The sequence below is a fragment of the Paenibacillus sp. IHBB 3054 genome, assembly GCF_051594305.1.
Taxonomy (GTDB): Bacteria; Bacillota; Bacilli; order Paenibacillales; family Paenibacillaceae; genus Paenibacillus_AQ.
Window position 1 is genome coordinate 1 of the sequence record NZ_JBOFBG010000026.1, and the last position, 23805, is coordinate 23805.

Consider the following 23805-nt stretch of genomic DNA (forward strand, 5'->3'; position numbering starts at 1 on the left):
CTAAATAAGGGGTAAGCTTCGCTTACCCCAAAACATATAAATTCTTATCTTTCCAAAAAAACGGCTGCGCCGTCCTTGAACCAGGACAGCGCAGCCGTTTGTGTGTGCAACAAATCTTACAGCAGAATCCGTTCCCGCCGGCGGGCAGAATCGAGGCAGGTCTCAATCAGCCGCATATTCAGCACCGGATCATCTGCAGCTACTCTGGGCTTAGCCCCTGAAACGGCTGCCGCAAAATTATCGGCCTGCCAGACATAAGGATTTGCGCCGGTGGCTTCGATCACCTTCGCTTCGCCGCCCGTATGCAGGATGAATTCCGCATCTTCAAATCTCGCATTGAACGGCATCGGAATTTCAATCCGGCCTTCCGTGCCGAGCACTTCCAGCAGCTGGCGGTTGTAGGCCCACATCCCGCAGTCGAAGATCAGGCTTACTCCGCCTGGAAACTCAACCAGACCCGAAGCCATCATATCCACATTATCATGCTCCGGGGAGAAAATCGCTTGTACCGTTACCGCTTCCGGCTCCGCAGCGAACAGCATACGCGCCGCGCTGAGCGGGTAACAACCGACATCGTACAAAGAGCCCCCGCCCCAAGCCGATTTAAACCGGATATTTGTCGTATCCCCGGCATCATTATATGTAAATGTTCCGCGGATCGAACGCAGTTCACCGATTTCTCCCCGGGCTATAATGTCCTGCAGCTCGGCAATCCGCGGATGATGCCGGTACATGTAGGCCTCAGCCAGATGAACACCGGCCTTCCGGCATGCATCTACCATCTCTGCCGCCTCAGCACTGTTAAGCGCAATAGGCTTCTCACAGAGCACATGCTTGCCAGCTTCCGCAGCGCGGATGACCCATTCCCGGTGAAGATGATTCGGAAGCGGAATATAGACCGCATCAATCTCCTGGTCCGCAAGCAGCTCCTCATAACTACCGTAGGCCTTCTCTATTCCAAACTCGGCAGCCACGGCACTGCTTTTCTCCAGTCCACGGCTCGCTACTGCTGCGATGATGCCGGATTCCGATTCCTGAATTGCCGGCATGACGGAATTTGTGGCAATCTGGGCACATCCCATAATTCCCCAACGAAGTTTCTGCACCATAGATGTACACCTTCCTTGTATTAGATTGTCTATTTATACCTATAGACACCATATCATAGAATAAGGTTTATCTCTATTTACAGAGGTAGGATGATGTTATGAGGTGATCCAAATATCCAGCACAACGGCCAGTCCAAGCACAATAACGCGAGCCATGCTCATCAGCACGAAATTTTTGACCGCCAGGATAAAGGTCGTCGCCTTCTCCTGCTTCTCATAAAACAGGGCAATATTGCGGCGCAGCGGGATCAGTGTCAGCAGCAGCAGCACAACCAGAACAGGATGGACGCCAAGCAGCAGCAGCACGATCAAATCCAGAAAGGAGACATAGTAGAGAAGCTTAAATAGCAGCAGCGCATTGCCGCGGCCGATGTAGACGGGCAGTGTATACCTGCGGTTCTCCATATCATCCTCAATGTCGCAGATGTTGTTCGCCAGCATGATTCCGGCAATTCCCAGAATCGCCGGCACCGAAAACCAGAATAGATACAGGACCTCCACAAAGTTGATATGCAGATCAATCCAGCCTTCCCGGAACAGCAGGGTAACAACACTCTGCTCGGAATGGATGTAAGCCGAAATGAAGATGATGACAAAGCCCATAAACAGGCCGGAGAACAGCTCACCCAGCGGCATCCGCGAGATCGGTATCGGCCCGAATGAATACAAGATCCCGATCAGGAAGGATAATCCGCCGAGCAGAAATATGATCAGACCGGTCTGGGAGACAAGCGCAATCCCGCCCCCGACCGCCAGCACCAGCAGGATGATAATCGTCGCCACCACAGTACTTTCTTTGAGCTTGTAATGAACAATGGCATTATGGGTCTCATAGCCGTAGCCGTGGGTTTTGGCCGCTTTTTTGAAATCGTAATAGTTGTTAATTGCCGTTGTCGCCATATCGAAGCTCAGCAGGGACACGAACATGAGCGCAAAACGCAGAAGATAAAAATCCTCAAACCGGTACAGGGCATACAATGACCCAAGCAGAAACGGGATAACACTAGCCACCTTGGTCGGCAGCTCTACAAATCTCAGAAAACTTTTTACATTCAAGGCGATCCACCCTCATCTGTCAAATAAGCACGGTTATTGTGCGGATGTTGTTATGGTCAGCGGAGACCACTCGGCGATGACTGTCTGGCCATGGGCGGACACACTGCCTTCGGGCGTGAGGTCTTTCTCGGTCATAATGCCCAGCGCTACAGTGAAGCTGTTGAATTTGATTGGCACATGCTGCTCGCGCCGCACCTCTTTGCCGTTGACATAGAACACAGCCTCATCGTTCCCGCGGTTATAGGTAATCTTATACGTGTTGAATTCACGCGGTTTGAAGTCCGTATCTTCCTTAAAAATGCAGAAGTATTTTGTGCCGCCGGTTTCAGGAACCTGCACGCCCGGGAAAGGCAGAACTCCGTAGACGCTGGCATATTTGTCGTTTCCGGCAAAGAAATCAAGCGCTGCCCCCGTCGTGAAATCAAGCAGATTCAGCGAAACATAACCGTCATACAGATCTCCGGGTGCCGTACCCTGCGTGCGGGCGCGAATCTGCAGCTCGAAGCTGATCTCTCCGCTCTCCGGCACCTCGACCGGCTGAGCCGAATAATACATATGCTTGGCATTGTCGAGAATCTGCACCTGGTTGTTCTGGCGGGACAGCTGGGCCCGCACATACAGGTAGCCATTGCGTACAATCACAACAGCCTCCGGCTCACGGTATGCCCAGAAAGAGCCGTCCGGCAAGGTGAACCCTCCGGTCTTCCAGACCTTGCCCTCCGACAATATAGTATGAAAGTCTCCGAGTACGACCGGGTTATTCTGTGCAGCCTGTGTATCTTCACTGCTTGTTTTATTCTTGTCCATGGGGTTCACTCTCTTTCTATCATCTAATCTTCAGCAATTTTTACATTAAGCCTTGAATCAGCAGTGCTACCGCCATAATTGCACCGCAGCGCACGGAGGCCTGCTGCGAGGCGCCCATCAGCGGCAGATAGGCTGGTGAGGCATTTTGCGGCTGCAGGCCACGGTATACATGCACAGGGGCAATCGCAGTGAGCAGTGCGAGCAGCGCATAAACCGGAAGCACGCCAAAGCCCACGCAGATGATCAGAGAAACGTAGGAAATATAAAGCAGCACACGTGAGAAGATCAGCGACTTGCGCTCTCCCCAGACGACAACAAGCGTACGCTTGCCTGCCTGCTCGTCCGCTTTCCAGTGCAGAAAATGATGGTTGAACAGCAGCAGCGTCGTCAGAAGCCCAACCGGAACCGAAAGCAGTACCGGCTTCAGGCTGAATTCGCCGGTCTGCACGAAATAAGAGCCGAGTACAGGCATAATGCCAAACGCAACGAAAATGGCGAATTCACTATAGCCCTTGCCCCGGTACCCAAAACGCAGCGGTGGAGCGACATAGAAATAGGCGATAAGTGCCCCTGCCGCTACAAACCAGAGAATCTCCCAGCCGCTATAAATACTGAGCACCGCGCCGCAAAGCACGGCGACTGCAAGCAAGCTCCAGGTCAATACTGCGAAAACGGTCTCCGAGAGCAGACCTCCGGACAAAAAACCGGAGTTTGTGGAAATCATCCCCGGTGTATTTTTTGCCTCCATATCGGTCCCGTTGCGAAAGTCCCATAAATCATTCACCATGTTGGAGAACAGATGCGCAGATATTGCACCGATGATCGTTATAACAAACAAAAACGGATGGAACTCTCCTCCCCATACATATGCCCCGACAGTTCCCAAGACAACCGGTATGAGCATAACTGGGATGGTTCCAAACCGTGTAGCTTTCTTAAAAAATATCCATTTGTTCATAACCAAGCTGGTCCCCTTCTATTATAATGTGATAATTATTATTGCTTATATATTATACATCAAATTTCGACAGCTAGGGTAGAAAAGCGCTGCAAAATATTCCCTAATCATGGTACACTGGTTTTAATGGTACTTATTTCCTATCAAGTCTAAAGATACTAAGGGGAACAACATGAAGCTGCGCAAAAAATTAGTGATCTTCATCTGTGTTGTTGCCCTATTCGGCTTAGGGCTGACTTATCTGCTCCTGCACCTGATACTGCTGGGCCGCTTCGAGAAGCTGGATGAAGCCGCACTTCGGTACAAGCTGGAGAATGCCGTCTCTTCTTATCAGAATGAGCTGCAGAGTATGAAGACCCAGTTGCTCAAATATTCGGTTTGGGATGAAACCTACCGGTTTGCGGAATCCACGGACCCCGCAGATTCTATTAGTGATGCCTACCTAAGCAGTAACTATAGCCGGACAACTTATGAGATTAACCATTTTGATATGATGGCCCTGCTGAACCCTTCGGGCACCCCCTTGTACGGTGGCACTTACAACCCGGACTCCCGCAGTATAACTCCGCTAACAACGGAGATTCTCGCCTTATTCAGGGATATTCATCAACGGCTGCCGGAATTTTCGGGCGCAGAGGACAGCACAAGCGGCATTGTATTACTGGATAAAGGGCCTATGCTGATCACCTTCACCCCTATTGTGAACAGCGACAAAACAAAACCGGTTATTGGAACTGCTGTAGCCGGCAGAATGCTGCTGCAGGAGCAGATCACACAAATCTGGAACGAGACACCGTCCACCATCCAGATCACTCCAGTGAACCCCGGCATACTCGCGGAGAGCAAAAGCAGCAATATCTGGATGAGCCCTGCCTCGAACAACGTGATGTCCATTCACACAACTATATATGACCTGTTCGGCAACCCCGGTGTGGTTCTCACCCTCAAGCATCCGCGGCAGATTTACTTAAGCGGCCTGCAGTCGATCACCAGCTTCCAGCGGTGTTTCTTTGCCGTCACTATGCTGATGTGTGTGGCCAGTCTCCTCTTCGTCAATCGCTCTATCCTCGGAAGAATGTCCTTGCTGACCCGGAATATCCGGGCTATCGGCAACAGCAAGGATTTATCCATCCGGATCGGCTCTTCCGGCAAAGACGAATTCAGCGATGTGGAGCATGAGTTCAACCGGATGATTGATTCCTTGGAACAGGCGCAGGAAGAGCTGCAGCTGCAAGCGATGCTTGACCCTCTGACTCAGCTGCCCAACCGTTCGCTGTTCTTCGCGAAGCTTAATGAAGCGATTGCTTCAATTAAGGGAACCGGCAGACAGATCGGGCTGGTATTTATTGATCTGGATCACTTCAAGACCGTAAACGATACACTCGGCCACGACTTCGGTGATGCCATGCTGAAAGAGATCGCTTTGCGGATTTCCCAAGTTATCGGACGTTATGATGTGGTGTCCCGTCTGGGCGGCGATGAGTTCACGATCCTGCTCGCCGACATCCCCGATTCAGACAGCATTTCCGAGCAGCTGCTGCGCATACGGGAGACGCTATCGCTGCCCCACCGCATACAGGGACATCTCCTCTATAATACGGCCAGCATCGGCGTCAGCATCTATCCGCAGAACGGTGAAGACGCCGACTTTCTGGTCAAACAGGCTGATCTGGCCATGTTCCATGTCAAAGAAACAGGCCGCAACAATATTTTTCAATACTCTGAGGATCTTGAAGAAAGTATCCGCCGCAAAAAAGTACTCTCCCAGCTGCTGCTGTCCGCAGCCGTTAATCATGAATTTGAAGTCCATTATCAGCCGATCCTCAGCTCCGGCAACCTGAAGGTTTCGAAGCTGGAGGCGCTGCTGCGCTGGACAAGTCCTGCATACGGCCTTATCTCTCCCGGTGAGTTTATCCCGCTCGCCGAAACCAGCGGCTCTATTGTAAACATCGGGAGCTGGGTGCTGCGGCAAGTCTGCTCCGATCTGCGTACTTTCCGGCAGAATGGGCTGGAGCTGACCGTGGCGGTCAACATTTCCGCCATGCAGCTGATGCAGCCGGGACTGTCTGAGCTGCTGCTGGAGCTACTTCATGAATACGGGCTGCCCAGCTCAAGCCTGGAGCTGGAGATTACGGAGAGCGTGCTGGTGTCGGGCGACAGCATTTTCCATTCGCTGCAACAGCTTAGGGGACATGGGTTCCGCATTTCCCTGGACGACTTTGGCACAGGTTTCTCTTCCCTCAGTTACCTGCGGCGTTTTCCCGTTGATGTAATCAAAATCGACCGTTCTTTTGTTTCCGAGATGACACTGGGCCCGCAGGGTGACGTGCTGATCAAGGCCATTATCGAGCTTAGCCACACCCTCGGACTGCAGGTAGTCTCCGAAGGGATCGAGCTGAAAGAGCAGTTCGACATCCTGCGCCACCTGGGCAGCGATGAGCTGCAGGGCTACTATATAAGCAGGCCGGTAAAATTCCAGGAGATCCCTGACTTTTTAACGCAAAATAATCTCCTTTACCACAGTAAATGAGCACTCTTTTTTTGTAGGCAAGCTCAAAACGATATGATATGATAGGCAAGCTGATCACAGCACCCATTTCCGGGTGCTGTGATCCTATGCGAACACTTATGAAAATTGGAGGCTTTAATTGCTATGTCAGCGCAACCGCAAACACAATCCGTCAAAATCGTCACTGCCGACCCCAGCGCCATCGGCTTGTTCGGATTGGCTATCGTCACCTTGGTCGCTTCTTCACAAAAGCTCGAAATTACAACAGGTCTCAGCTACTGTATTCCATGGGCTATATTCCTCGGAGCCTTCGCCCAGCTGTTCGCTTCTATCCAAGATGCCAAGCACAACAACACCTTCGGGATGACCGCTTTTGGCGCTTATGCGTTCTTCTGGTTCGGTATGGCCGCAAGCTGGCTGATCAAGCTGGGTGTATTCGGTACGGTTCTGGCGGAAGGCGTTGATCCCAAGCAGCTCGGCTTTGTTTTTGCGGGTTATTTGGTCTTCACGCTGTTCATGACCCTCGGCGCTGTGGAAGCCAATAGAGTGCTGCTTGTTATTTTTATACTGATCGATTTCCTGTTTCTCGGCTTGACCTTTGATGCGTTCGGAGTGGCTGCGGAATTCTTCCACAAGCTGGCTGCCGTATCGGAACTGGCCATTGGTATCGTATCACTGTACGGCTGCGGCGCATCCGTGCTCAACGCTCATTTCGGCCGGACGTTCCTGCCAATCGGCGCACCGCTGGGTATTTTCAAGAAATAATCCCGTCTCTTCACTTGCACAAAGTTCATAATGTACTCATTTCTAGAGCAACGGATAAATACAGGCTGCCTTTAGGCGGAACGTATTTATCCGTTTTGGATTTTATAGGGTTCTTGTTAGGTTTTCCCTTGCACAAAGGCGATAAAAATGACATGCTAAAGAAACACCCACGACATATCTCGACATTTTTCTGCGGTGCTGGAACAGCTTCTAATGAATTATAAATATAATGTTGAATTTCGGGTATCGGAGGCATTCCATGGCTTTCTTTAATAAAAAGCCTTTAACGATCATCCTCGGCTTCTTAGTCGCGCTGCAGCTCTCTCTGTTCTATTATTACTCCTTATCAGTGAACCGGGAATACCGGGCTGAAAAAGCCGACTTGTCCTCAAAGGCAGTCATGTTATCATCGAACATTGAAGAGAAGGTTTCGATTGTCAAAGGTGTTAGTTCTTTTATTCAAACGGTCGGCTTTGATGCTGAACCAGCGCTTATTAATCAATATTTAATGAAGGCTTATAACAATTCAAGCAATATTATGAATATTATGATCGCTCCGGACGGCCTCATCCGTTATCTCTATCCTCTCTCAGGCAATACAGCGATTCTTAATAAAAGTCTCCTGCTCGATCCCAACTTGTCCTCGCCCGGTTTGATTCAAGAAACGATCACTTCCCGGGGCATTACGGTGGACGGTCCCCGGATACTTGCCCAGGGCGCCCCCGGCATGGTGATCAGGCAAGCTATTTATAACGGCAACTCATTCTCCGGCATCGTTTCCGTCACACTGAAGATCGATGATATTGAGAACCAGCTGCTGCTTAAAGACTCCCCCATGTACGTAACTGATGAAGATCATACCTTTTTGTTTGGCAATCAAGCTCATGGGAACGAAGAGCAGGTCACGGTCCCCATTGAAATTAAAAATCAGCATTGGCTGATGGGAATCCCTTTTTCTTCGCACAAGAAATGGGAGATCTTCCGCAGCGTTCTGTGGATCGACATTTCCTTTCTGCTCGTTATGGCCTTTATTCTGTATATCTTCTGGCATCAGGCCCGGTTCAACCGTGAACTGGAGCGTGTGGTCAGTATCCGCACCCGGGATCTACGAATATCCAAACGGCTGTATGAAAAACTTGCCCATTACGACAGTTTGACGGAAATTCCGAACCGGCGTTACTTCATGGATGAATTCGGGCGGCTGCTGCAATGCGCCGAGCCTACGCAGACCTATACGCTGTTCTTTTTTGATCTGAACCGGTTTAAGGAGATCAATGATACCCTCGGCCACTCCACGGGCGATCAGGTCATCAAGACACTGGCCAGCCGGCTGAAGGACAGCGGTCTGCCCTTTAAGCTGTTCGCGCGCACCGGCGGCGATGAATTCGTGATGATCTTCTCCAATTTGCCGCGGGAGCAGATCCCGGAAATTGCCGGGCATATCAGCCTGCTGATCTCGGAAACACTGCTGATTGCCGGGGCATATTTAAGTCTATCGACCAGCATAGGGATCTCTCTTTATCCGGAACATTCCCTCCACAAGGAGGATTTGCTGAAATTCGCCGACATGTCCATGTATCAGGCGAAATCGCAGGAAGACAGCAATTATTTTGTGTTCGACTGGGAGCTGCGCGAGAAGCTTGAGCAGAAGACGATGATCTCCAAGTACCTGCATTCCGCGCTGGAACGTGAAGAATTTGTGCTCCATTATCAGCCGCAGATCAATGCCGTGACCGGCCAATTGGTTGGTATGGAGGCCTTGATCCGCTGGAATCATCCGGAGAAGGGGCTGATCGGGCCCGGAGCCTTCATCACTGCTGTGGAAGACGCCGGGCTAATGATTCAGCTCACCGACTGGGTGCTGCAGGAAGTATGCCGCCAGCTCTGCGAATGGAGAACGATGGGCATGCCGCTGCTGCGGACATCCATCAACATCTCCAACAGCTGGTTCTATAACCGGAATCTGATAGATAACCTGCTTGGCGTGCTTGAGCAATATGGGCTGGAGACAAATATGCTGGAATTCGAGATCACGGAAAGCACCGCCCTGCTGGAGGAGCATTATCCGCTGCTGCAGCAGATGCGCGACCATGGGATTGTCGTTTCGATTGACGACTTTGGCACCAAATATTCTTCACTGAACTATTTGAAGCATTTCCCTGTCAACAAGATCAAGATTGACCGCACCTTCATCACCGGCATAGGTGTCAGCTCCATTGATGAGACGATTATTAAGTCAATTGTTTATGTCGCCTCCCAGCTTGGTTATGACCTGATTGCGGAAGGCGTAGAGACGCCTGAACAGGCCCAGTTCCTGATTAAGCATGACTGCCCTTATATCCAGGGATTTCTTTATTTCCCTCCGCTTCCTGCGGATGAGATCTTCAAGCTTGCTTCCTGACGTTGCCCGGGAAGATACTGTACCGTATGTCTCAGGCTCCCTTTGGGGAGCTTTTTCTGTACTATATATAATAAGTAAGCACTACCGGAGGTGGGATTCTGTGAAAAATGAAAAGGCCTTAGGGGTGTATGGCTTCCGCTTTAGCGAGCCGGAGCAGTTGCCGCTCTGCAACCTCTTTGCAGTCGGGCATGAGATTGTGAGTGATGCTTCTTACCACTGGAATGGAATGGAGCGCCGTGACGGGCCCCTGTTACTCTTCCAATATACAGTTGATGGCGCAGGGGGATTCAGCACGGAACACGAGAGCTTCAAAATCAGCTCCGGACGGGCATTTCTGGCGGAAATCCCCAGCAGCCACAGCTATTATTATCCCGGCGGTTCCCAGCCGTGGGAGTTTTATTTCCTGCTCTTCAGACCGCAGCTGGTACAGCCCCTCTGGGAGGAGATCAAGGCCAAGCTCGGTCCGGCTCCGGTCATCGACGCGGGAAGCCTGCCCATCCGCATGCTGCGGGATATTACCCGGGAAGCCCATAGCGGAAAAATCACCGATCCTTACATTGCCTCCTCGCTGCTGTATCAATTCATGATGGAGCTCGGCAGACTGTCCTCCAGCGGGCCACGCCATGAAACGGAATGGCCGGCGGCGGTTAGGGATGCCGTTAATTTTATCGAAGGCCATTACAACTCCATGATTGGCCAGGAAGAGCTTGCGGAGAAGCTCGGACTTTCCAAATTTCATCTGCTGCGGACATTCAGCAAATATGTCGGTGTAACACCCAATGAATACCTGAACCGCATCCGCATCGAGCGGGCGGTGGACCTGCTGCGGACAACAGACCACAGTATTGAGGCCATCGCGGTTCAGGTCGGATATTCCACCGGAAGCTATTTCATCAAAGTGTTTCACAAGCTGACGGGACAAACACCTGGCAATTTCCGCACCGGAAACGGCAGCCTTCAGTATAACCGTTTGTTCTTCAGCTAAATTCCCGTTATGCGCAATTTTGTGCTATCCAGACAACTATTTTATTGTAGAAATAGGTTTTGAAAGTGTTTTATGATGGATCTATTAGAGCAAATTTATTCTACAACCCTCATCCGGGGGTTTAAGGAGCGAGATCATCATAATGAGCCACTTACAGTATGCGAAGACACCGCCTATGGGCTGGAACAGCTGGGATTGCTATGGAGCTGCAGTTACGGAACAGGAAATCCGCGGAAATGCTGAATATATGGCGGCGAACCTGAAGTCCTTCGGCTGGGAATATGTCGTTGTGGATATTCAGTGGTATGAGCCGGGGGCAATTTCTTCGCAGTACCGTCCTTTTGTTCCGCTGGAAATGGACGAATATTCCCGGCTGATGCCGGCAGTGAACCGTTTCCCCTCGGCAGAAGGCGGCAAGGGGTTTCTCCCTTTGTCTGATTATGTACACAGTCTGGGCCTTAAATTCGGCATTCATCTGATGCGCGGAATCCCAAGACAGGCGGCGCATGCCGCCACCCCGGTCAAAGGTTCAGCGGCGACCGCCCGGGACATCGCCCACCCCAACTCCATCTGCCCCTGGAACACCGATATGTATGGGGTTGATGCTGCCAAGGAAGGCGCCCAGGCGTACTACAATTCCCTATTTGAGCTGTATGCCGAATGGGGCGTAGACTTTGTGAAGGTGGATGATATTGCTGCGTCCAGACTGTACGATACACACCAGCCCGAGATTGAGCTGATCCAGAATGCGATCCGGCACTGCGGACGCCCGATGGTTCTAAGCCTCTCCCCGGGACCGGCACCGGTTTCTTATGGAGATTTCCTCGGCCAACACGCCAATATGTGGCGGATCACCGATGACTTCTGGGATCATTGGGACCTGCTCCTGGATATGTTTGACCGCTGTGAGGCGTGGGCAGGCAAAGCCGAAGCCGGCAGCTGGCCGGATTGCGACATGCTGCCGCTGGGCCATATCGGCATCCGCTCCGTAGACGGCGGCGGCGCTGACCGCTGGACTCGCTTCACGCCTGATGAGCAGGTCACCATGATGACCTTGTGGAGCATCTTCCGCTCGCCCCTGTTCTTCGGCGGCGAACTTCGCGATAACGACGCTTGGACCCTTTCCTTGCTGACCAACCCCGATGTACTGGAGATGCACCGCAACAGCAACGGTGCAGGCCTCATCAGCCGGGCAGGAGACCGCGTGGTCTGGACGGCGGAAGGAGACTCCGGGTGCCGCTATGCCGCGATGTTTAATACCGGTGAAAACACCCAGAAGGTCAGCGTAACTCTCGCGGAGCTGGGCCTTGAGAGACCAGTCACTGCCAGGGAGCTTTGGAGCGGGGCGGAGGTTGGCCCCGTGCAAGACCAGCTCGCTTGCGAGATTGCCCCGCATGGCACAGTGCTGTATCGTCTGGCGTAACTCTTGCTGCAGTGATAACAGGCAGGATGGAATAACAGTTGAATAAACCAAGTGATTCATCTTACGGCAGACCCGGATTAACGGGCCTGCCGTTTTGCTGCAAATATATGCCGACAAATCCAACCAGGCATAGCACATCCCCTCGCAGGACAGTCACAGAATAGATCCATTCGAGTCAATCCCCCACACGCTTAGCGGCATTTGGAACATCCTGTGACAGCAGGCATACTTCTCCTCGCAGCAACCATACTAAGGTCATTCTATGATGTGACGGAGGAATGCAGCGATGGGCAAAAAGATGAATCTGCTGATGTTCAGCGGGGAATATGACAAAGCGATGGCCGGGTTGATTCTGGCCAATACCGCAAGGGATATTGAGGTTGAGGTCACAATGTTTTTCGCCTTTTGGGGCCTTTTCCTGGTCCGCGACCCGGAGAAGATGACACTTGAGGATAAGACAATTTATGAAAAGCTGATGGATGTCATTACACCGAAGGGACCACAGCACCTCCCGCTTTCGCGGATGAACTTCAGCGGCCTTGGACGGATGATGCTGGAGGAAATGATGGAGGATCAGGGTGCGCCGAAGCTGATTCATTTTCTCAAGGGCGCCCGCAAAAAAAACATTAAATTCTACGCCTGCAAGCTGTCCGTAGAGATCATGGGCTTCAAGCCGGAGGAGTTTCTGCCCGAGGTGGAGATCATTGATGCGGCCACCTATCTGAAGGATGCGCTGGAAAGCGATATGCAGCTCTTTATTTAGAGGAGCCCCTCAATGAATGCAGACAATAGGCTTTAACCCATTGCCTCCACCGGGCATATACTGAGCCTGGGAATATAACCCCACTCTTAATTAGCAAGAAGAAACGGCCGTGCGTCCTTTGTGAGAGGGCGTGATCCGTATCTTGCGAGAAATCACCGGGCTGGAGGGATTGTCTGTGCTGAGCATCAACCACGCTTCTTCTGCGGAGGAGCCCGCTTCACTGCAAGAGCATTTCGCAACGTTTCGCGAGCATACCATCGGCAACCGGCATTCTATCTCCACACCTTATGGACGGCAGCCGCTGCTGTATGCCGACTGGACCGCCAGCGGGCGCTTGTATGAGCCGATTGAGCGCAAAATGCAGGAGACGTTCGGCCCCTATGTCAGCAATCCGCATACCGAGTCCAATACAACCGGTTTAACTATAACACTGGCCTATGCCGAGGCGCAGAACATCATTAAGCGGCATGTTCATGCCGGGCCGGGAGACGCCCTGCTCTTCTGCGGCAACGGCACAACCGGAGCAGTGAACAAGCTGCTGCGGCTGATGGGCCTAAAGCTGCCGGAATGGATGCGGGATCATTACCTCTGTCTTCCAGAGGAACGCCCGGTTATCTTCATCAGCCACATGGAGCATCATTCCAACCTGCTGCCTTGGCAGGAGGGCATCGGCGACGTGGTCACCGTACCGGCCGGGGCGGATGGAAGCATGGACCTCCGGGAACTGGAGGAGCTGCTGATCCGCTACCGGAACCGCCGCTTCAAGATCGGCTCCTTTACCGCCTGCTCCAACGTAACCGGCATACAGACCCCGTACCACAAGCTCGCTGCGGTGATGCACCGGCACGGAGGCCTCTGTTTTGTCGATTTTGCCGCCAGCGCGGCTTATGAAGAGATCGACATGCATCCTGCCTCCCCGCTGGAGAAGCTCGATGCCATCTTCTTCTCTCCCCATAAATTCCTTGGAGGCCCCGGTTCAAGCGGGGTGCTGGTATTCGATGCCGCGCTTTGCAGGGGCCAGCTCCCGGATGAGCCCGGCGGCGGCACGGTGGTCTGGGTCAATCCCTGGGGCGGACGCCGCTACATAGATGAAGTGGAGGTCCGCGAGGACGGTGGAACACCGGGGTTCCTGCAGGCCTTTCGCACAGCGCTCTGCCTGAAACTGAAGGAGAAGATGAATGGCAACGGACAGTTCATGATGCGGAGGGAACAGGAACTGTGCCGCCAGCTTCTGACCGGGCTTGCCGGAATCCCCGGATGTTACATCCTGGCGGGTGAGCATACCAAACGCCACGGCATCGTATCCTTTATCTTGAAGGACATCCATTATAATCTGGCCGTCAAGCTGCTGAATGACCGTTTTGGCATTCAGGCCCGCGGAGGCTGCTCCTGCGCCGGCCCCTACGGACATTATCTGCTTGGACTTGACGCCAAGCTCTCCCAGCATTTCATTCAGGCGATTCAGGCCGGAGACCAGTCTTTGAAGCCGGGTTGGATCCGCCTTTCGCTGCACCCCATCATGACAGACCGTGAAGTCCAAACGATCATCTCTGCAGTGCAGAGCATTGTCCGCCATATAGAGGAATGGAGACAGGATTACCGCTATAACGCCTCTACAAACAGCTGGGTTCATCTCAGCGGAAACCATGAGACCGATGCTGACATCAGCGGACTATTCGTGGTGTGAAGAATTCCCCGCGGCAAGCGGCTTCTCCTGTCCCCGCGCCGCCCGGGCAAACCGGGCCTCTATGGCCTTGACGCACCATAGGGAAATACCGATGAACAGCAGCACATAGATGATCTCCCACGGATTGCGGATAAACCGATCCAAGTCATTTCCGATATAGGAAACTGCAAACACCATGATGGCTTTGCCAGCACACAAAGCAAGCAGATAAGACCGCAGGCGCATGCCGGCAAGCCCGGCTGCCATATTGATGACCACAAAAGGCCCTACCGGAAATATACTGAGCAGAAAGACATAACTGAACCCGCTCTGGCGGACCCATGTCATGCTTCTCGCTACTTTTGGCCGCTGCGCCCACTTCCGCAGATAGCGGTGGGATGCAATTTTGCGGATAATCATAAACGTGGTCACACAACCGGCAACCAGCCCGATCCAGGAATACAGGAATCCGAGCCATAAGCCATAAACCGCACCGTTTAATCCCACAATCGCAATCGTAGGCAGCGGCGGTACAAAAGATTTCATAAAAGTCAGCCCGATCCCGGGCAGCGGCCCGAGCGAGCGGTACTGCTCCAGCAACAGCCGCAGACGTTCCTCTGTCAGCCATGATACCGTATCCAGAAAGTACATACCCTCCCGCACTCCTCATCCTTGCTAAATTTAGATCTGTTACATTTGTGGCACCGAGCCTCAATTATACAATACATTGACATAGGATGGCCTTTTCTGTTGGCAGCATCCTGTTCTTCTTGTACTATGTTGCTATGATTAACAATGTAAGGGGGAGAGATTCATGTTAATAACATCAGGGCTTCTGGATATACGGAAAACAGCGCTTCATGATTTGGATTTTGTCCTGGCTGCCGAGCAAGCCGAAACTAACCGCCGCTTTATCGGACAATGGAGCAGGGAACAGCATGATGCAGCACTACAGGACGGGGACATTCTGCATCTCATCATTGAGGATAAATCGGGGAAACAAGCAGGCTATGTGATTATAACGGGGCTGCAGGACCCTAATCTTAGTGTCTGCATTAAGCGGCTTGTCATACAAACCAAGGAACGAGGCTATGGGAAAACAACCCTCTCGATGCTGACGGATTGGATCTTCGCCCGAACCGAAACCCACCGGCTGTGGCTGGACGTTAAAGAACATAACTCCAGAGCCCGTCATGTCTATGAAGGTGCGGGGTTCACACTGGAAGGCACCCTTAGGGACTGTGTAAAGACTGGAGATTCTTTCGAGTCGCTGCACATCATGTCGATTCTGCGGTTCGAGTATTTGGACAAGCTATCGCTGCAGGCATAGTCTTCTTGGCGCCAATTCCCTCTGCAGCGCCCTTTAGCAGGGCAAGTTCTCTACATAAATCTGCCTGACTGCACAAAAAAGACTGCCGGATAGGAGCCAATGTTTCTTGGCCTACCGGCAGTCTTTTTCAGACAGGTGCGGGATGTGCAGATTTAAAATACCGCAACTATGGCTGCACCATATTTATCCCCGTTTTTTTTGACACGCGGACCCTGTATCTTAGAATTGTCGCGCCTTACGTATGCGTTTCCATGGGGGTGGCCGGTCTCTGACCCGATATAACCACCGTCGTCACATGCTTGCGCGCATCCGCCGTCAGCAGCTGCAGCTCCACCGGCACCCTGCCCGGGCTGCTGTGAATAAATTTTACTCTGGCACCGTCCAAATCCTCTTCAATACTGACGATGGAGTAGCCTTGCAGCAGCAAATCGTCAATCTCCTGCCGCTCTTGGTCAAACTCATCAAATGCAGACATCTCAGACCACTCCTCCGCTGATTTCCGCCTTGGCCGGACGCGGCGCTTCCGCTGCAAAGCGTTTGCGGTGCAGGTATTTGCCAGAACCCGCCTGGCCGACAAACTGCTTGTCGCGGATCACGAATTCACCCCGGCTGAGTACGGATACCGGTTCGCCTTTAACCTCAAAGCCTTCAAACGCATTGTAATCAACATTCATATGATGGGTTTCAGCAGAAAGTGTTCTTTCCACCGACGGGTCGAAAATCACGATGTCGGCGTCGCTGCCCACAGCTATGGTGCCCTTTTGTGGAAATAGGCCAAACAGCTTGGCGCTGGAGGTTGAGATGATATCCACGAATTTATTAAGCGAAATCCGTCCCTTCTGCACCCCTTCGGAGTAAAGCAGGCTGAACCGGTCTTCAATCGTCGGCCCGCCGTTCGGGATCTTGGAGAAGTCGCCCAGACCCAGATCCTTCTGCCCCTTAAAGTCAAAGGAGCACTGATCGGAACCGATCGTTTGCAGCGTGCCGCTCCACAGCGCATCCCACAGCACCTCCTGGTTCCACTGCTCACGCAGCGGCGGAGACCAGACATATTTGGCGCCTTCAAAATCAGGCTTCGCAAGCGCGGTTTGATCCAGCACCAGATATTGCGGGCAGGTTTCACCGTAGACACGAAGCCCTTTCTTGCGGGCTTCGGCAATCTTCCAGGCCGCTTCGGCGCAGGTGACATGCACGACATAGAGCTGCGAATCGGTCAGCTCCGTCAGGTAAGCAGCCCGGCCCGTGGCTTCGCCCTCCAGCTCCGGAGGGCGGGTCAGCGCATGGTAGATCGGATCGGTGTTGCCTGCGGCCAGAGCCTGCTCCACCAGATATTCGATCACATCGCCGTTCTCGGCATGGACCATAACGAGTGCACCTTCCCGCTTGGCCGCCTGCAGAGTCTTGTACAGTACGCCGTCATCGGCCTGAAAAGTGTTCTTGTAGGCCATGAACACCTTCAGCGAAGTGATGCCTTCGTCTTCAATAATTTGCGGCAGCTCGCCCAGCACCTTGTCATTCAGCTCCGAAACCATCAGGTGAAAGCTGTAATCAATCACCGCTTTATCCTGTGATTTGTTATGCCAGGCATCGACAGCCTGCTGAAGCGGCTGGCCTTTGGTCGTCAGGCAGAAGTCGATGACCGTTGTCGTTCCGCCATAGGCGGCGGCAATCGTGCCGGTCTCGAAGTCATCAGCCGTCACGGTTCCCCCGAAAGGCATATCCAGATGTGTATGGGGATCTATCCCTCCCGGAAAGACATAACAGCCGGAAGCGTCAATAATCTCCGCACCCGGCGCTTCCAGATTCAGCCCTATTCCGGTAATAATGCCGTCCTCAAACAGCACATCTCCCGTATAAGTATCCGCTGCGGTAACGATAATGCCATTTTTGATTATCTTCTTCATGCTAGACCACCTCCGCTTCTGAATACGAGCCGTTCAAGCCGCTGATGACCTTCTGACGCTGATTCCAGGTTAGAGGCGCCGCGCCGCTGTCCAGGGCAACCATATCAATGGCTCCGTCTGCCGGGCAGACAATGGAGCACAAATTGCAGCCCACACAGTCTTCTTCACGCACTTGCAGAATCGCCTTTCCTGCGGCATCCGTTAACATGTCGATACATTGATGCGAAGCATCCTCACAGGCAATATGGCATTTGTTGCAGTTGATGCAGTTCTCCTCGTTAATCCTTGCAACGACTTTATAGTTGAGGTCCAGATCACCCCAATTGGAGTACTTAGACACCGATTTACCGATCAGCTCAGTGACCGAAGCCAGCCCTTTATCATCCAGATAATTGTTCAGGCCGTCGATCATCTCCTCGACAATCCGGAAGCCGTGATGCATGACTGCCGTGCACACCTGAATGCCCGTAGAGCCCATTAGCATGAACTCAACTACATCCTGCCAGGTGGAAATGCCTCCAATTCCGGAGATCGGCACGCCAACCCCCCGGTCGCGGGCGCATTCGGCCACCATGCTGAGCGCAATCGGCTTCACCGCCGGGCCGCAATAACCGCCATGCGCGCCTTGGCCGCCGACATTCGGAATCGTGTTCCAGCTGTGAATGTCCACGCCAGCCAGGCTGTTGATTGTATTAATCAGGCTTATCGCATCGGCGCCGCCTTTGACGGCATGGCGGGCAACGACTGTAATATCCGTTATATTCGGGGTCAGTTTCACAATGACCGGCGTGGTCGCGACTTCTTTAACCCAGGTCGTCTGCGCCTGTACGAGGTCGGGCTGCTGGCCGGAGGCTGCGCCCATGCCGCGTTCCGCCATCCCATGCGGGCAGCCAAAGTTAAGCTCCAGGCCGTCTACGCCGACAGCCTCTACCCGTTTGACGATTTCATGCCATTTGTCCTGCCTCGGTTCGACCATCAGGGAGGCAATAATCGCATGACCCGGAAATTTTTTCTTCGTTTCATAGATCTCCTTCAGGTTCACCTCAAGCGGGCGGTCCGTAATCAGCTCGATATTGTTGAAGCCAGCTACACGCTGACCGTTGAAATGCACGGCCGCAAACCGGGAGGAGGTGTTAATAATCGGATCACCGAGTGTCTTCCACACCGCCCCTCCCCAGCCGGCCTCGAACGCCCGCTGCACTTGATAGCCTGTATTGGTGGGCGGCGCGGACGCCAGCCAGAATGGATTAGGTGACTTGATACCTGCAAGATCAATACTCAAATCTGCCATTATATTCCCTCCCTGTCATATAAAGTCCGGTTGAAGCCGCCGGTCTTGTATTGCTTGGCACTCCCCGTTTAGACAGCAGAACCCACCACGCTGTCCTGCAGGCCCGACAATTGCTTCACAATGGCATAAGCAGCATCTTTGCCCTGCTGGGCGGCGGATACGACCATCGCTTCGCCTTTGCCGGAACCAAACACAATATCACCGGCGGCATAAATCTGCGGATCGGACGTCCGTCCGGTCTTCTCATCAATTTTGACAACCCCATAGTTGTGCTCAAGACCGAGCGCTTCAATCAGGTCCAACCGCCGCTTCTGTCCGATCGCCACCACAACCGCATCCACCGGTATCAGGAATTCAGAGCCATCAACAGGCATCGGCGCAAGGCGGCCGTCTTTGCCGGTCTCCCCGGTCAGCTTCATCTGCACGCACTCCAGTGCCGTAACATTGCCGAGCTCGTCCCCGACAATGCGCTTCGGCAAAGTCAGCCAGTTGAATTCCACACCTTCCTGCTTGGCAAATTCATATTCGAAATCGTAGGCCGTCATCTCCGAGCGTGTACGGCGGTAGACCATCTTCACATTCGCTGCCCCCAGCCGCACCGAGCAGGTTGCCGCATCAATGGCCGTATTGCCTGCGCCGATGACAGCGACGCGCTGGCCCATCAGCTCCAGTGTCGGAATGCCTGTCTTGGTGGTTTCCACCAGCTCTATCGCATCGTATACCCCGGACAGCTTCTCGCCTTCAATCCCAAGCGGAGGAACATACCCCATCCCTGCAGCCAGCACAACGGCATCATACTCCGCCTTCAGCTCCTCCACGGAGACGTCAACGCCAACCTTTGTTCCGGTGCGGATCTCCACGCCCAGCTCCTCCACCTGCTCCACTTCCCACAGCGATATAGACTGCGGCAGCCGGAAAGAGACAATACCATGCGTATCCAGCCCGCCGGCGAGCGGCTTCGCCTCATAGATCACCACCTGGAAGCCTTCACGCGCCAGCTCTCTAGCCGCAGACAGCCCGGCAGGACCGCTCCCGATGACAGCGACCTTTTTGTCATTAGGAGCACCAGCTTTGAATAACTGAACACCGCTGTTTATAGCCCAGTCCGTGGCATAACGCTGCAGCAGTCCGATCTGGATCGGTGCCGAAGCATCATTCAGAACGCATGCGCCTTCGCACAACTCCTCGGTTGGACAGACACGGGCGCAACTGGCGCCTACAGGATTGGAGTCCATGATCGTCTGCGCCGAGCCTTTTAAATTATCGGTGGCGATCCGCTTAATAAAGGAAGGAATATTAATGCTGGTCGGGCAGGCTTTAATACAGGGGGCGTCATAACAATACAGACAACGGTTGGATTCTTCGATTGCACCTTTGCGGGTTAAACCCGGCTCAGCCTCGGCGAAGTTGCGCATGAACATATCAGGCGTAAACGTGGTTAACGGAGAAGAATGCTCCATCAGATCTCCCTCCTTCTGGACGAGTGGTGTTCCCAGGCATTGCCGGATAAAAAATAAACATTTTCATCATCGAAATCATTTTTGTGTTATATAATATAACATTATTTCAATGATCGCCTTAATATTTTACTTACTTATCAGGCTTAATGTAGTAAAATGGACAATAAATCAAAGAATCCATTCTATTTTCTTTCTGAACGAGTTATATTTCCTCACATATTATATTCAAACTATAGTCATTTTGATTTTTCGTTACATTAGACACATTGTCTAATTTCAAAAGTGTATTTTTTACCTGCCTGACGACATAGCGAGGGGGAAGCTTATGGATTGGGAACTTGTATTTACGGTCCGCGATGCGCTGAAAAGACCGCTGTTTGCGGAAGCGGAGCTTATCGGCGGAAAAAACGGCCTGAACCGGGCGATTCGCTGGGTGCATGTACTGGAAAGCGCCAGTTTTGAAAGGCTGATCCACGGGGAAGAGATGATATTGACTACGGGGATGGGTGTAAGTGTTGATTTGCCTTCCTCCTTATCGTTTATGCACAATTTGATCGATAAGAATGCCGCCTGTTTGTGCATCGAGCTGGGAGAGTATTTCTGCAAAATCCCCCAGGAGATGATCGACCTGGCGAACAGCCACGATTTCCCGCTGATTATTTTCACCCGTACGGTACGTTTCGTGGATATCACGCTTGATCTGCATTCCCTCATCATCAACCGCCATCACCGCATGCTGCAGGAGCTGGAGAGCATCTCCCGTGAATTCCACCGCCTGACGCTGACTTCCCAAGGGACCCTTAAGGTTCTGCAGCTATTATGTAAAAGCACCCGCACGCAAATTGTATATATGCAGCTGCAGGGCAAACCCCTGTTCTTCCCGGCGCTGCCGCCCGAGGATCAGGCCCCATTGCTTCAGTTCTTCGAAGCCTTCAGCGAGGAGATGGAGGGCGTACAACCCGATGCCGCACCTTACATCCGCGAATTCGGCCATAAGCTGATCGCGCTGAAGCCGGTGGGCGCGCTCGACCAGACCTGGGCTTATATCCTGATGGTCAGCAGCCACAAACCCCAGGAGTTCGACTGCCTGCTGCTGGATTCCGCCTCCCTGTCGATTGCCCAGGAGCTGCTGCGCACACGGTATATGGAGGAACGCAAGCTGTTCTCCGAGAACCTGTGGGTGGATGAGCTGATCAGCGGCCGCACCCAGGATGACAACCGGCTCAAGGGACTGGCAGGACCCGACTTCAATGTCGTGAATGAGCTGCCGTACCGCGTATGCCTGATTGAGATCGAGAATCCCCGCGATGTTAAATGGAACAGCTCGGAGAATGATTGGGAATCCATCACCTTCCATCTGTCGCTCATTCTCCGCTCCATTTTCGAGAAATACTCGCTGCGCCCGCTGATCACACTCAAGAACAACCGGCTCACTGTCATCGCGCTCGATATCCAGTCCAAGCTGCCCGGCAAGCTGCGGCTGCAGCAGGCGCTTGATTCCCTGCTACATATCCGCTCCGACGAGAAATTGAAGGACCTGCAGCTCGTTATTGGAGTCAGCAAGTCCCAAAGGGGCCTGAAACATGCCTATGCCGGTTATCAGGAAGCCGTACAAGCGTTGTCTCTCTATACTTGTTACCAGAAGTCTGTGTTGTTCTACGAAGAGCTCGGCGTATTCCAGCTGCTGCTGAACCTGAATGACGGCAAGACGCTGGAGAATTTCATCCGCAGCTATCTCGGCCCGCTGATCGATCACGACCAGTCTAAAGGGAGCGAGCTCCTGCTGACGCTGCGTGTCTATCTCGACCATGACGGCTCAAAGCAAATCGCCGCCCGCAATTTGTTCATCGTCAGACAATCGCTCTACTACCGGCTGGACAAAATCACCGAACTGCTGGGCGAAGACTTCATGCTGCCGGAGAACCGCATCTCCATTCAGGTCGCCCTCCGTGCCTACCAGTTCCTGTACCCGGAGAAATTCACTCTGCCCAGCTCCCGTTCAGCACAGCTTTGAACGTGTCGATTATAAACTGCACATCCTCATCGGTGGAGGATAACGGCGGTGCGAAGGTAAGCACATTATTGAATCCTGCCACCGTATCTCCGTTTTTGCCGATGATCAGCCCTTTGGATTTGCATTCGGCAATAATGCCTTTGACGACAGCCAGATCGGCAGGCTGCTTGGTGGTTTTATCTGCCACCAGCTCAATGCCGATGACCAGCCCAAAGCTGCGGACATCTCCTACCAGCTTGTGATCCCGTAACCCGAAAAATGCACCCGCCAGCCTTTGTCCGAGGATTTCAGCACGCTCCACCAAATGCTCCTGCTCCAGAATCTCCAGGTTGCGCAGCGCAAGCGCACAAGCCGCAGGGTTGCCGCCGAACGTATTCACATGGCGGAAATATCCGTAATCATCACTGTTGTCCTTGAAGACCTCATAAATATCCTTGCGCACCGCCGTTGCCGACAGCGGAAGATAGGCGCTGGTCAGCCCTTTGGCCATCGTCACTATATCAGGTTTGATGCCGAAATTGTGATGGCCGAAGTTGCGGCCGGAACGCCCGAAGCCGCAGATGACCTCATCAATAATCAGCAGTACTCCATGCTTGCGGCAGATTTCCTGCACCCGGTCCATATACACCTGATGCGGCACAATGACTCCGCCTCCGGTAATCACCGGCTCCATAATTACTGCCGCAACCGTCTCTGCCCCCTCCCAGACAATCGTATCCTCAATGGCCTGCGCACACTGGAGGTTGAACGCCTCCACGGTCATGCCGTCAGGACGGCGGTAGCTGTCGGGCGGTGCCACATGGAGGAATCCGCCGGTCAGTGGCTCATATTTATATTTGCGCTGCGCCTGGCCGGTCGCTGACAGGGCGCCGAGCGAGCTGCCATGATAACCGCGGTAGCGGGCAATGAATTTATGCCGGTAATGCTGGCCGATTTGCTGCTGGTATTGGCGGGCCATTTTGAAGGCCGCTTCGTTCGCTTCCGATCCGCTGTTGGAGAAGAAAATGACATAGTCGTCGCCCAGCCATTCATTCAACTTCTCGGCAAGCGCGATAGCCGGCCTATGGCTCTGCGTGAGCGGAAAATAAGGCAGGGTGAGCAGCTGCTGATAGGCCGCATCAGCCAGCTCCTTGCGCCCATATCCGACATTGACGCACCACAGCCCGGACATCCCGTCCAGAAATTTATTCCCGTCAATATCGGTAACCCATGATCCGCTTGCCGTCGCCGCGATCATCGGCGGATGGCTCTCGCTGTAAGGTGTAATGTTATGCCATAGATACTGCTGATCTTTCTTGACGGCCAGCTCGCTTTCGTTCTCCAGGCTCTGCACCGCAATCTCTCCTCTCAACATTCCATTCTGG

Annotated in this window: 19 protein-coding genes; 9 read left to right on the top strand and 10 right to left on the bottom strand. The window is 53.0% G+C overall.

Translation table 11 applies throughout. The features are described 5' to 3' along the window. Positions 1-116: 116 nt before the first annotated feature. From ACQ76X_RS23540 to ACQ76X_RS23555, 4 genes are all read right to left on the bottom strand, one after another. On the bottom strand, positions 117-1109 hold the full coding sequence (locus ACQ76X_RS23540; RefSeq protein ID WP_438496173.1) for a Gfo/Idh/MocA family protein: 993 nt from the start codon (positions 1107-1109) through the stop codon (positions 117-119). Between the two features lie 96 nt (positions 1110-1205). Further along, positions 1206-2165: a 1,4-dihydroxy-2-naphthoate polyprenyltransferase gene (locus ACQ76X_RS23545; protein WP_340896150.1), complete on the bottom strand. Its 960-nt coding sequence runs from the start codon at positions 2163-2165 to the stop codon at positions 1206-1208. 33 nt (positions 2166-2198) lie between these two features. After that, entirely contained in the window at positions 2199-2972 is a 774-nt protein-coding gene (locus ACQ76X_RS23550) for a DUF6081 family protein (protein ID WP_076109713.1), read from the bottom strand. 40 nt (positions 2973-3012) lie between these two features. Next, on the bottom strand, positions 3013-3930 hold the full coding sequence (locus ACQ76X_RS23555; RefSeq protein ID WP_341119216.1) for a prenyltransferase: 918 nt from the start codon (positions 3928-3930) through the stop codon (positions 3013-3015). A gap of 172 nt (positions 3931-4102) precedes the next feature. Between ACQ76X_RS23555 and ACQ76X_RS23560 the strand changes: the two genes are divergently transcribed. The 7 genes from ACQ76X_RS23560 to ACQ76X_RS23590 all read left to right on the top strand — a co-directional run bounded on the left by ACQ76X_RS23560 (position 4103) and on the right by ACQ76X_RS23590 (position 14463). Beyond that, on the top strand, positions 4103-6460 hold the full coding sequence (locus ACQ76X_RS23560) for an EAL domain-containing protein (RefSeq protein WP_438496174.1): 2358 nt from the start codon (positions 4103-4105) through the stop codon (positions 6458-6460). A gap of 123 nt (positions 6461-6583) precedes the next feature. After that, complete coding sequence (locus tag ACQ76X_RS23565; protein WP_038597625.1) at positions 6584-7204, top strand: acetate uptake transporter; 621 nt, start codon at positions 6584-6586, stop codon at positions 7202-7204. A gap of 259 nt (positions 7205-7463) precedes the next feature. Next, positions 7464-9605 (top strand): bifunctional diguanylate cyclase/phosphodiesterase, encoded by a 2142-nt coding sequence (locus tag ACQ76X_RS23570; protein ID WP_438496175.1) that lies wholly within the window; start codon positions 7464-7466, stop codon positions 9603-9605. A gap of 100 nt (positions 9606-9705) precedes the next feature. After that, the gene (locus tag ACQ76X_RS23575) at positions 9706-10590 is read left to right on the top strand and encodes a helix-turn-helix domain-containing protein (RefSeq protein ID WP_438496176.1); all 885 of its coding nucleotides are present in this window, start codon (positions 9706-9708) and stop codon (positions 10588-10590) included. A gap of 142 nt (positions 10591-10732) precedes the next feature. Continuing rightward, positions 10733-12013 carry a glycoside hydrolase family 27 protein gene (locus tag ACQ76X_RS23580; protein ID WP_438496177.1) on the top strand — a complete coding sequence of 427 codons (1281 nt, stop codon included), beginning with the start codon at positions 10733-10735 and terminating at the stop codon, positions 12011-12013. A gap of 286 nt (positions 12014-12299) precedes the next feature. Then, entirely contained in the window at positions 12300-12776 is a 477-nt protein-coding gene (locus ACQ76X_RS23585) for a DsrE/DsrF/DrsH-like family protein (RefSeq protein ID WP_038597634.1), read from the top strand. 175 nt (positions 12777-12951) lie between these two features. Then, complete coding sequence (locus ACQ76X_RS23590; protein ID WP_438496178.1) at positions 12952-14463, top strand: aminotransferase class V-fold PLP-dependent enzyme; 1512 nt, start codon at positions 12952-12954, stop codon at positions 14461-14463. Here the strand turns inward: ACQ76X_RS23590 and ACQ76X_RS23595 are convergent. Beyond that, positions 14449-15093: a TVP38/TMEM64 family protein gene (locus ACQ76X_RS23595; RefSeq protein ID WP_438496179.1), complete on the bottom strand. Its 645-nt coding sequence runs from the start codon at positions 15091-15093 to the stop codon at positions 14449-14451. The genes ACQ76X_RS23590 and ACQ76X_RS23595 overlap by 15 nt on opposite strands. 163 nt (positions 15094-15256) lie before the next feature. Between ACQ76X_RS23595 and ACQ76X_RS23600 the strand changes: the two genes are divergently transcribed. After that, a complete protein-coding gene (locus ACQ76X_RS23600) occupies positions 15257-15772 on the top strand; it encodes a GNAT family N-acetyltransferase (protein ID WP_438496180.1) in 516 nt (171 codons plus the stop codon). 235 nt (positions 15773-16007) lie between these two features. On the opposite strand, the gene ACQ76X_RS23605 is transcribed toward ACQ76X_RS23600, so the two are convergent. The 4 genes from ACQ76X_RS23605 to ACQ76X_RS23620 form a co-directional block, all read right to left on the bottom strand. Continuing rightward, positions 16008-16247: a hypothetical protein gene (locus ACQ76X_RS23605; protein WP_438496181.1), complete on the bottom strand. Its 240-nt coding sequence runs from the start codon at positions 16245-16247 to the stop codon at positions 16008-16010. A 1-nt stretch (position 16248) separates the two neighbouring features. Beyond that, positions 16249-17676 (bottom strand): dihydropyrimidinase, encoded by a 1428-nt coding sequence (gene hydA, locus ACQ76X_RS23610; protein WP_438496182.1) that lies wholly within the window; start codon positions 17674-17676, stop codon positions 16249-16251. A gap of 1 nt (position 17677) precedes the next feature. Continuing rightward, complete coding sequence (gene preA, locus ACQ76X_RS23615) at positions 17678-18967, bottom strand: NAD-dependent dihydropyrimidine dehydrogenase subunit PreA (RefSeq protein ID WP_038597650.1); 1290 nt, start codon at positions 18965-18967, stop codon at positions 17678-17680. A gap of 68 nt (positions 18968-19035) precedes the next feature. Beyond that, positions 19036-20427, bottom strand: a complete 1392-nt coding sequence (locus ACQ76X_RS23620; protein WP_438496183.1) for an NAD(P)-dependent oxidoreductase — start codon at positions 20425-20427, stop codon at positions 19036-19038. A 325-nt stretch (positions 20428-20752) separates the two neighbouring features. Between ACQ76X_RS23620 and ACQ76X_RS23625 the strand changes: the two genes are divergently transcribed. Further along, complete coding sequence (locus ACQ76X_RS23625; RefSeq protein ID WP_438496184.1) at positions 20753-22441, top strand: PucR family transcriptional regulator; 1689 nt, start codon at positions 20753-20755, stop codon at positions 22439-22441. Here the strand turns inward: ACQ76X_RS23625 and ACQ76X_RS23630 are convergent. After that, positions 22407-23774: an aspartate aminotransferase family protein gene (locus ACQ76X_RS23630; RefSeq protein WP_438496185.1), complete on the bottom strand. Its 1368-nt coding sequence runs from the start codon at positions 23772-23774 to the stop codon at positions 22407-22409. The two genes, ACQ76X_RS23625 and ACQ76X_RS23630, sit on opposite strands and share 35 nt — an antisense overlap. Positions 23775-23805: the final 31 nt, after the last annotated feature.

Coding starts and splice junctions, on each gene's coding strand:
- ACQ76X_RS23540 (WP_438496173.1), bottom strand. CDS start 1,109: ATGGTGCAGAAACTTCGTTGGGGAATTATGGGATGTGCCCAGATTGCC.
- ACQ76X_RS23550 (WP_076109713.1), bottom strand. CDS start 2,972: ATGGACAAGAATAAAACAAGCAGTGAAGATACACAGGCTGCACAGAAT.
- ACQ76X_RS23555 (WP_341119216.1), bottom strand. CDS start 3,930: ATGAACAAATGGATATTTTTTAAGAAAGCTACACGGTTTGGAACCATC.
- ACQ76X_RS23560 (WP_438496174.1), top strand. CDS start 4,103: ATGAAGCTGCGCAAAAAATTAGTGATCTTCATCTGTGTTGTTGCCCTA.
- ACQ76X_RS23565 (WP_038597625.1), top strand. CDS start 6,584: ATGTCAGCGCAACCGCAAACACAATCCGTCAAAATCGTCACTGCCGAC.
- ACQ76X_RS23570 (WP_438496175.1), top strand. CDS start 7,464: ATGGCTTTCTTTAATAAAAAGCCTTTAACGATCATCCTCGGCTTCTTA.
- ACQ76X_RS23580 (WP_438496177.1), top strand. CDS start 10,733: ATGAGCCACTTACAGTATGCGAAGACACCGCCTATGGGCTGGAACAGC.
- ACQ76X_RS23585 (WP_038597634.1), top strand. CDS start 12,300: ATGGGCAAAAAGATGAATCTGCTGATGTTCAGCGGGGAATATGACAAA.
- ACQ76X_RS23595 (WP_438496179.1), bottom strand. CDS start 15,093: ATGTACTTTCTGGATACGGTATCATGGCTGACAGAGGAACGTCTGCGG.
- ACQ76X_RS23600 (WP_438496180.1), top strand. CDS start 15,257: ATGTTAATAACATCAGGGCTTCTGGATATACGGAAAACAGCGCTTCAT.
- ACQ76X_RS23605 (WP_438496181.1), bottom strand. CDS start 16,247: ATGTCTGCATTTGATGAGTTTGACCAAGAGCGGCAGGAGATTGACGAT.
- hydA (WP_438496182.1), bottom strand. CDS start 17,676: ATGAAGAAGATAATCAAAAATGGCATTATCGTTACCGCAGCGGATACT.
- preA (WP_038597650.1), bottom strand. CDS start 18,967: ATGGCAGATTTGAGTATTGATCTTGCAGGTATCAAGTCACCTAATCCA.
- ACQ76X_RS23620 (WP_438496183.1), bottom strand. CDS start 20,427: ATGGAGCATTCTTCTCCGTTAACCACGTTTACGCCTGATATGTTCATG.
- ACQ76X_RS23625 (WP_438496184.1), top strand. CDS start 20,753: ATGGATTGGGAACTTGTATTTACGGTCCGCGATGCGCTGAAAAGACCG.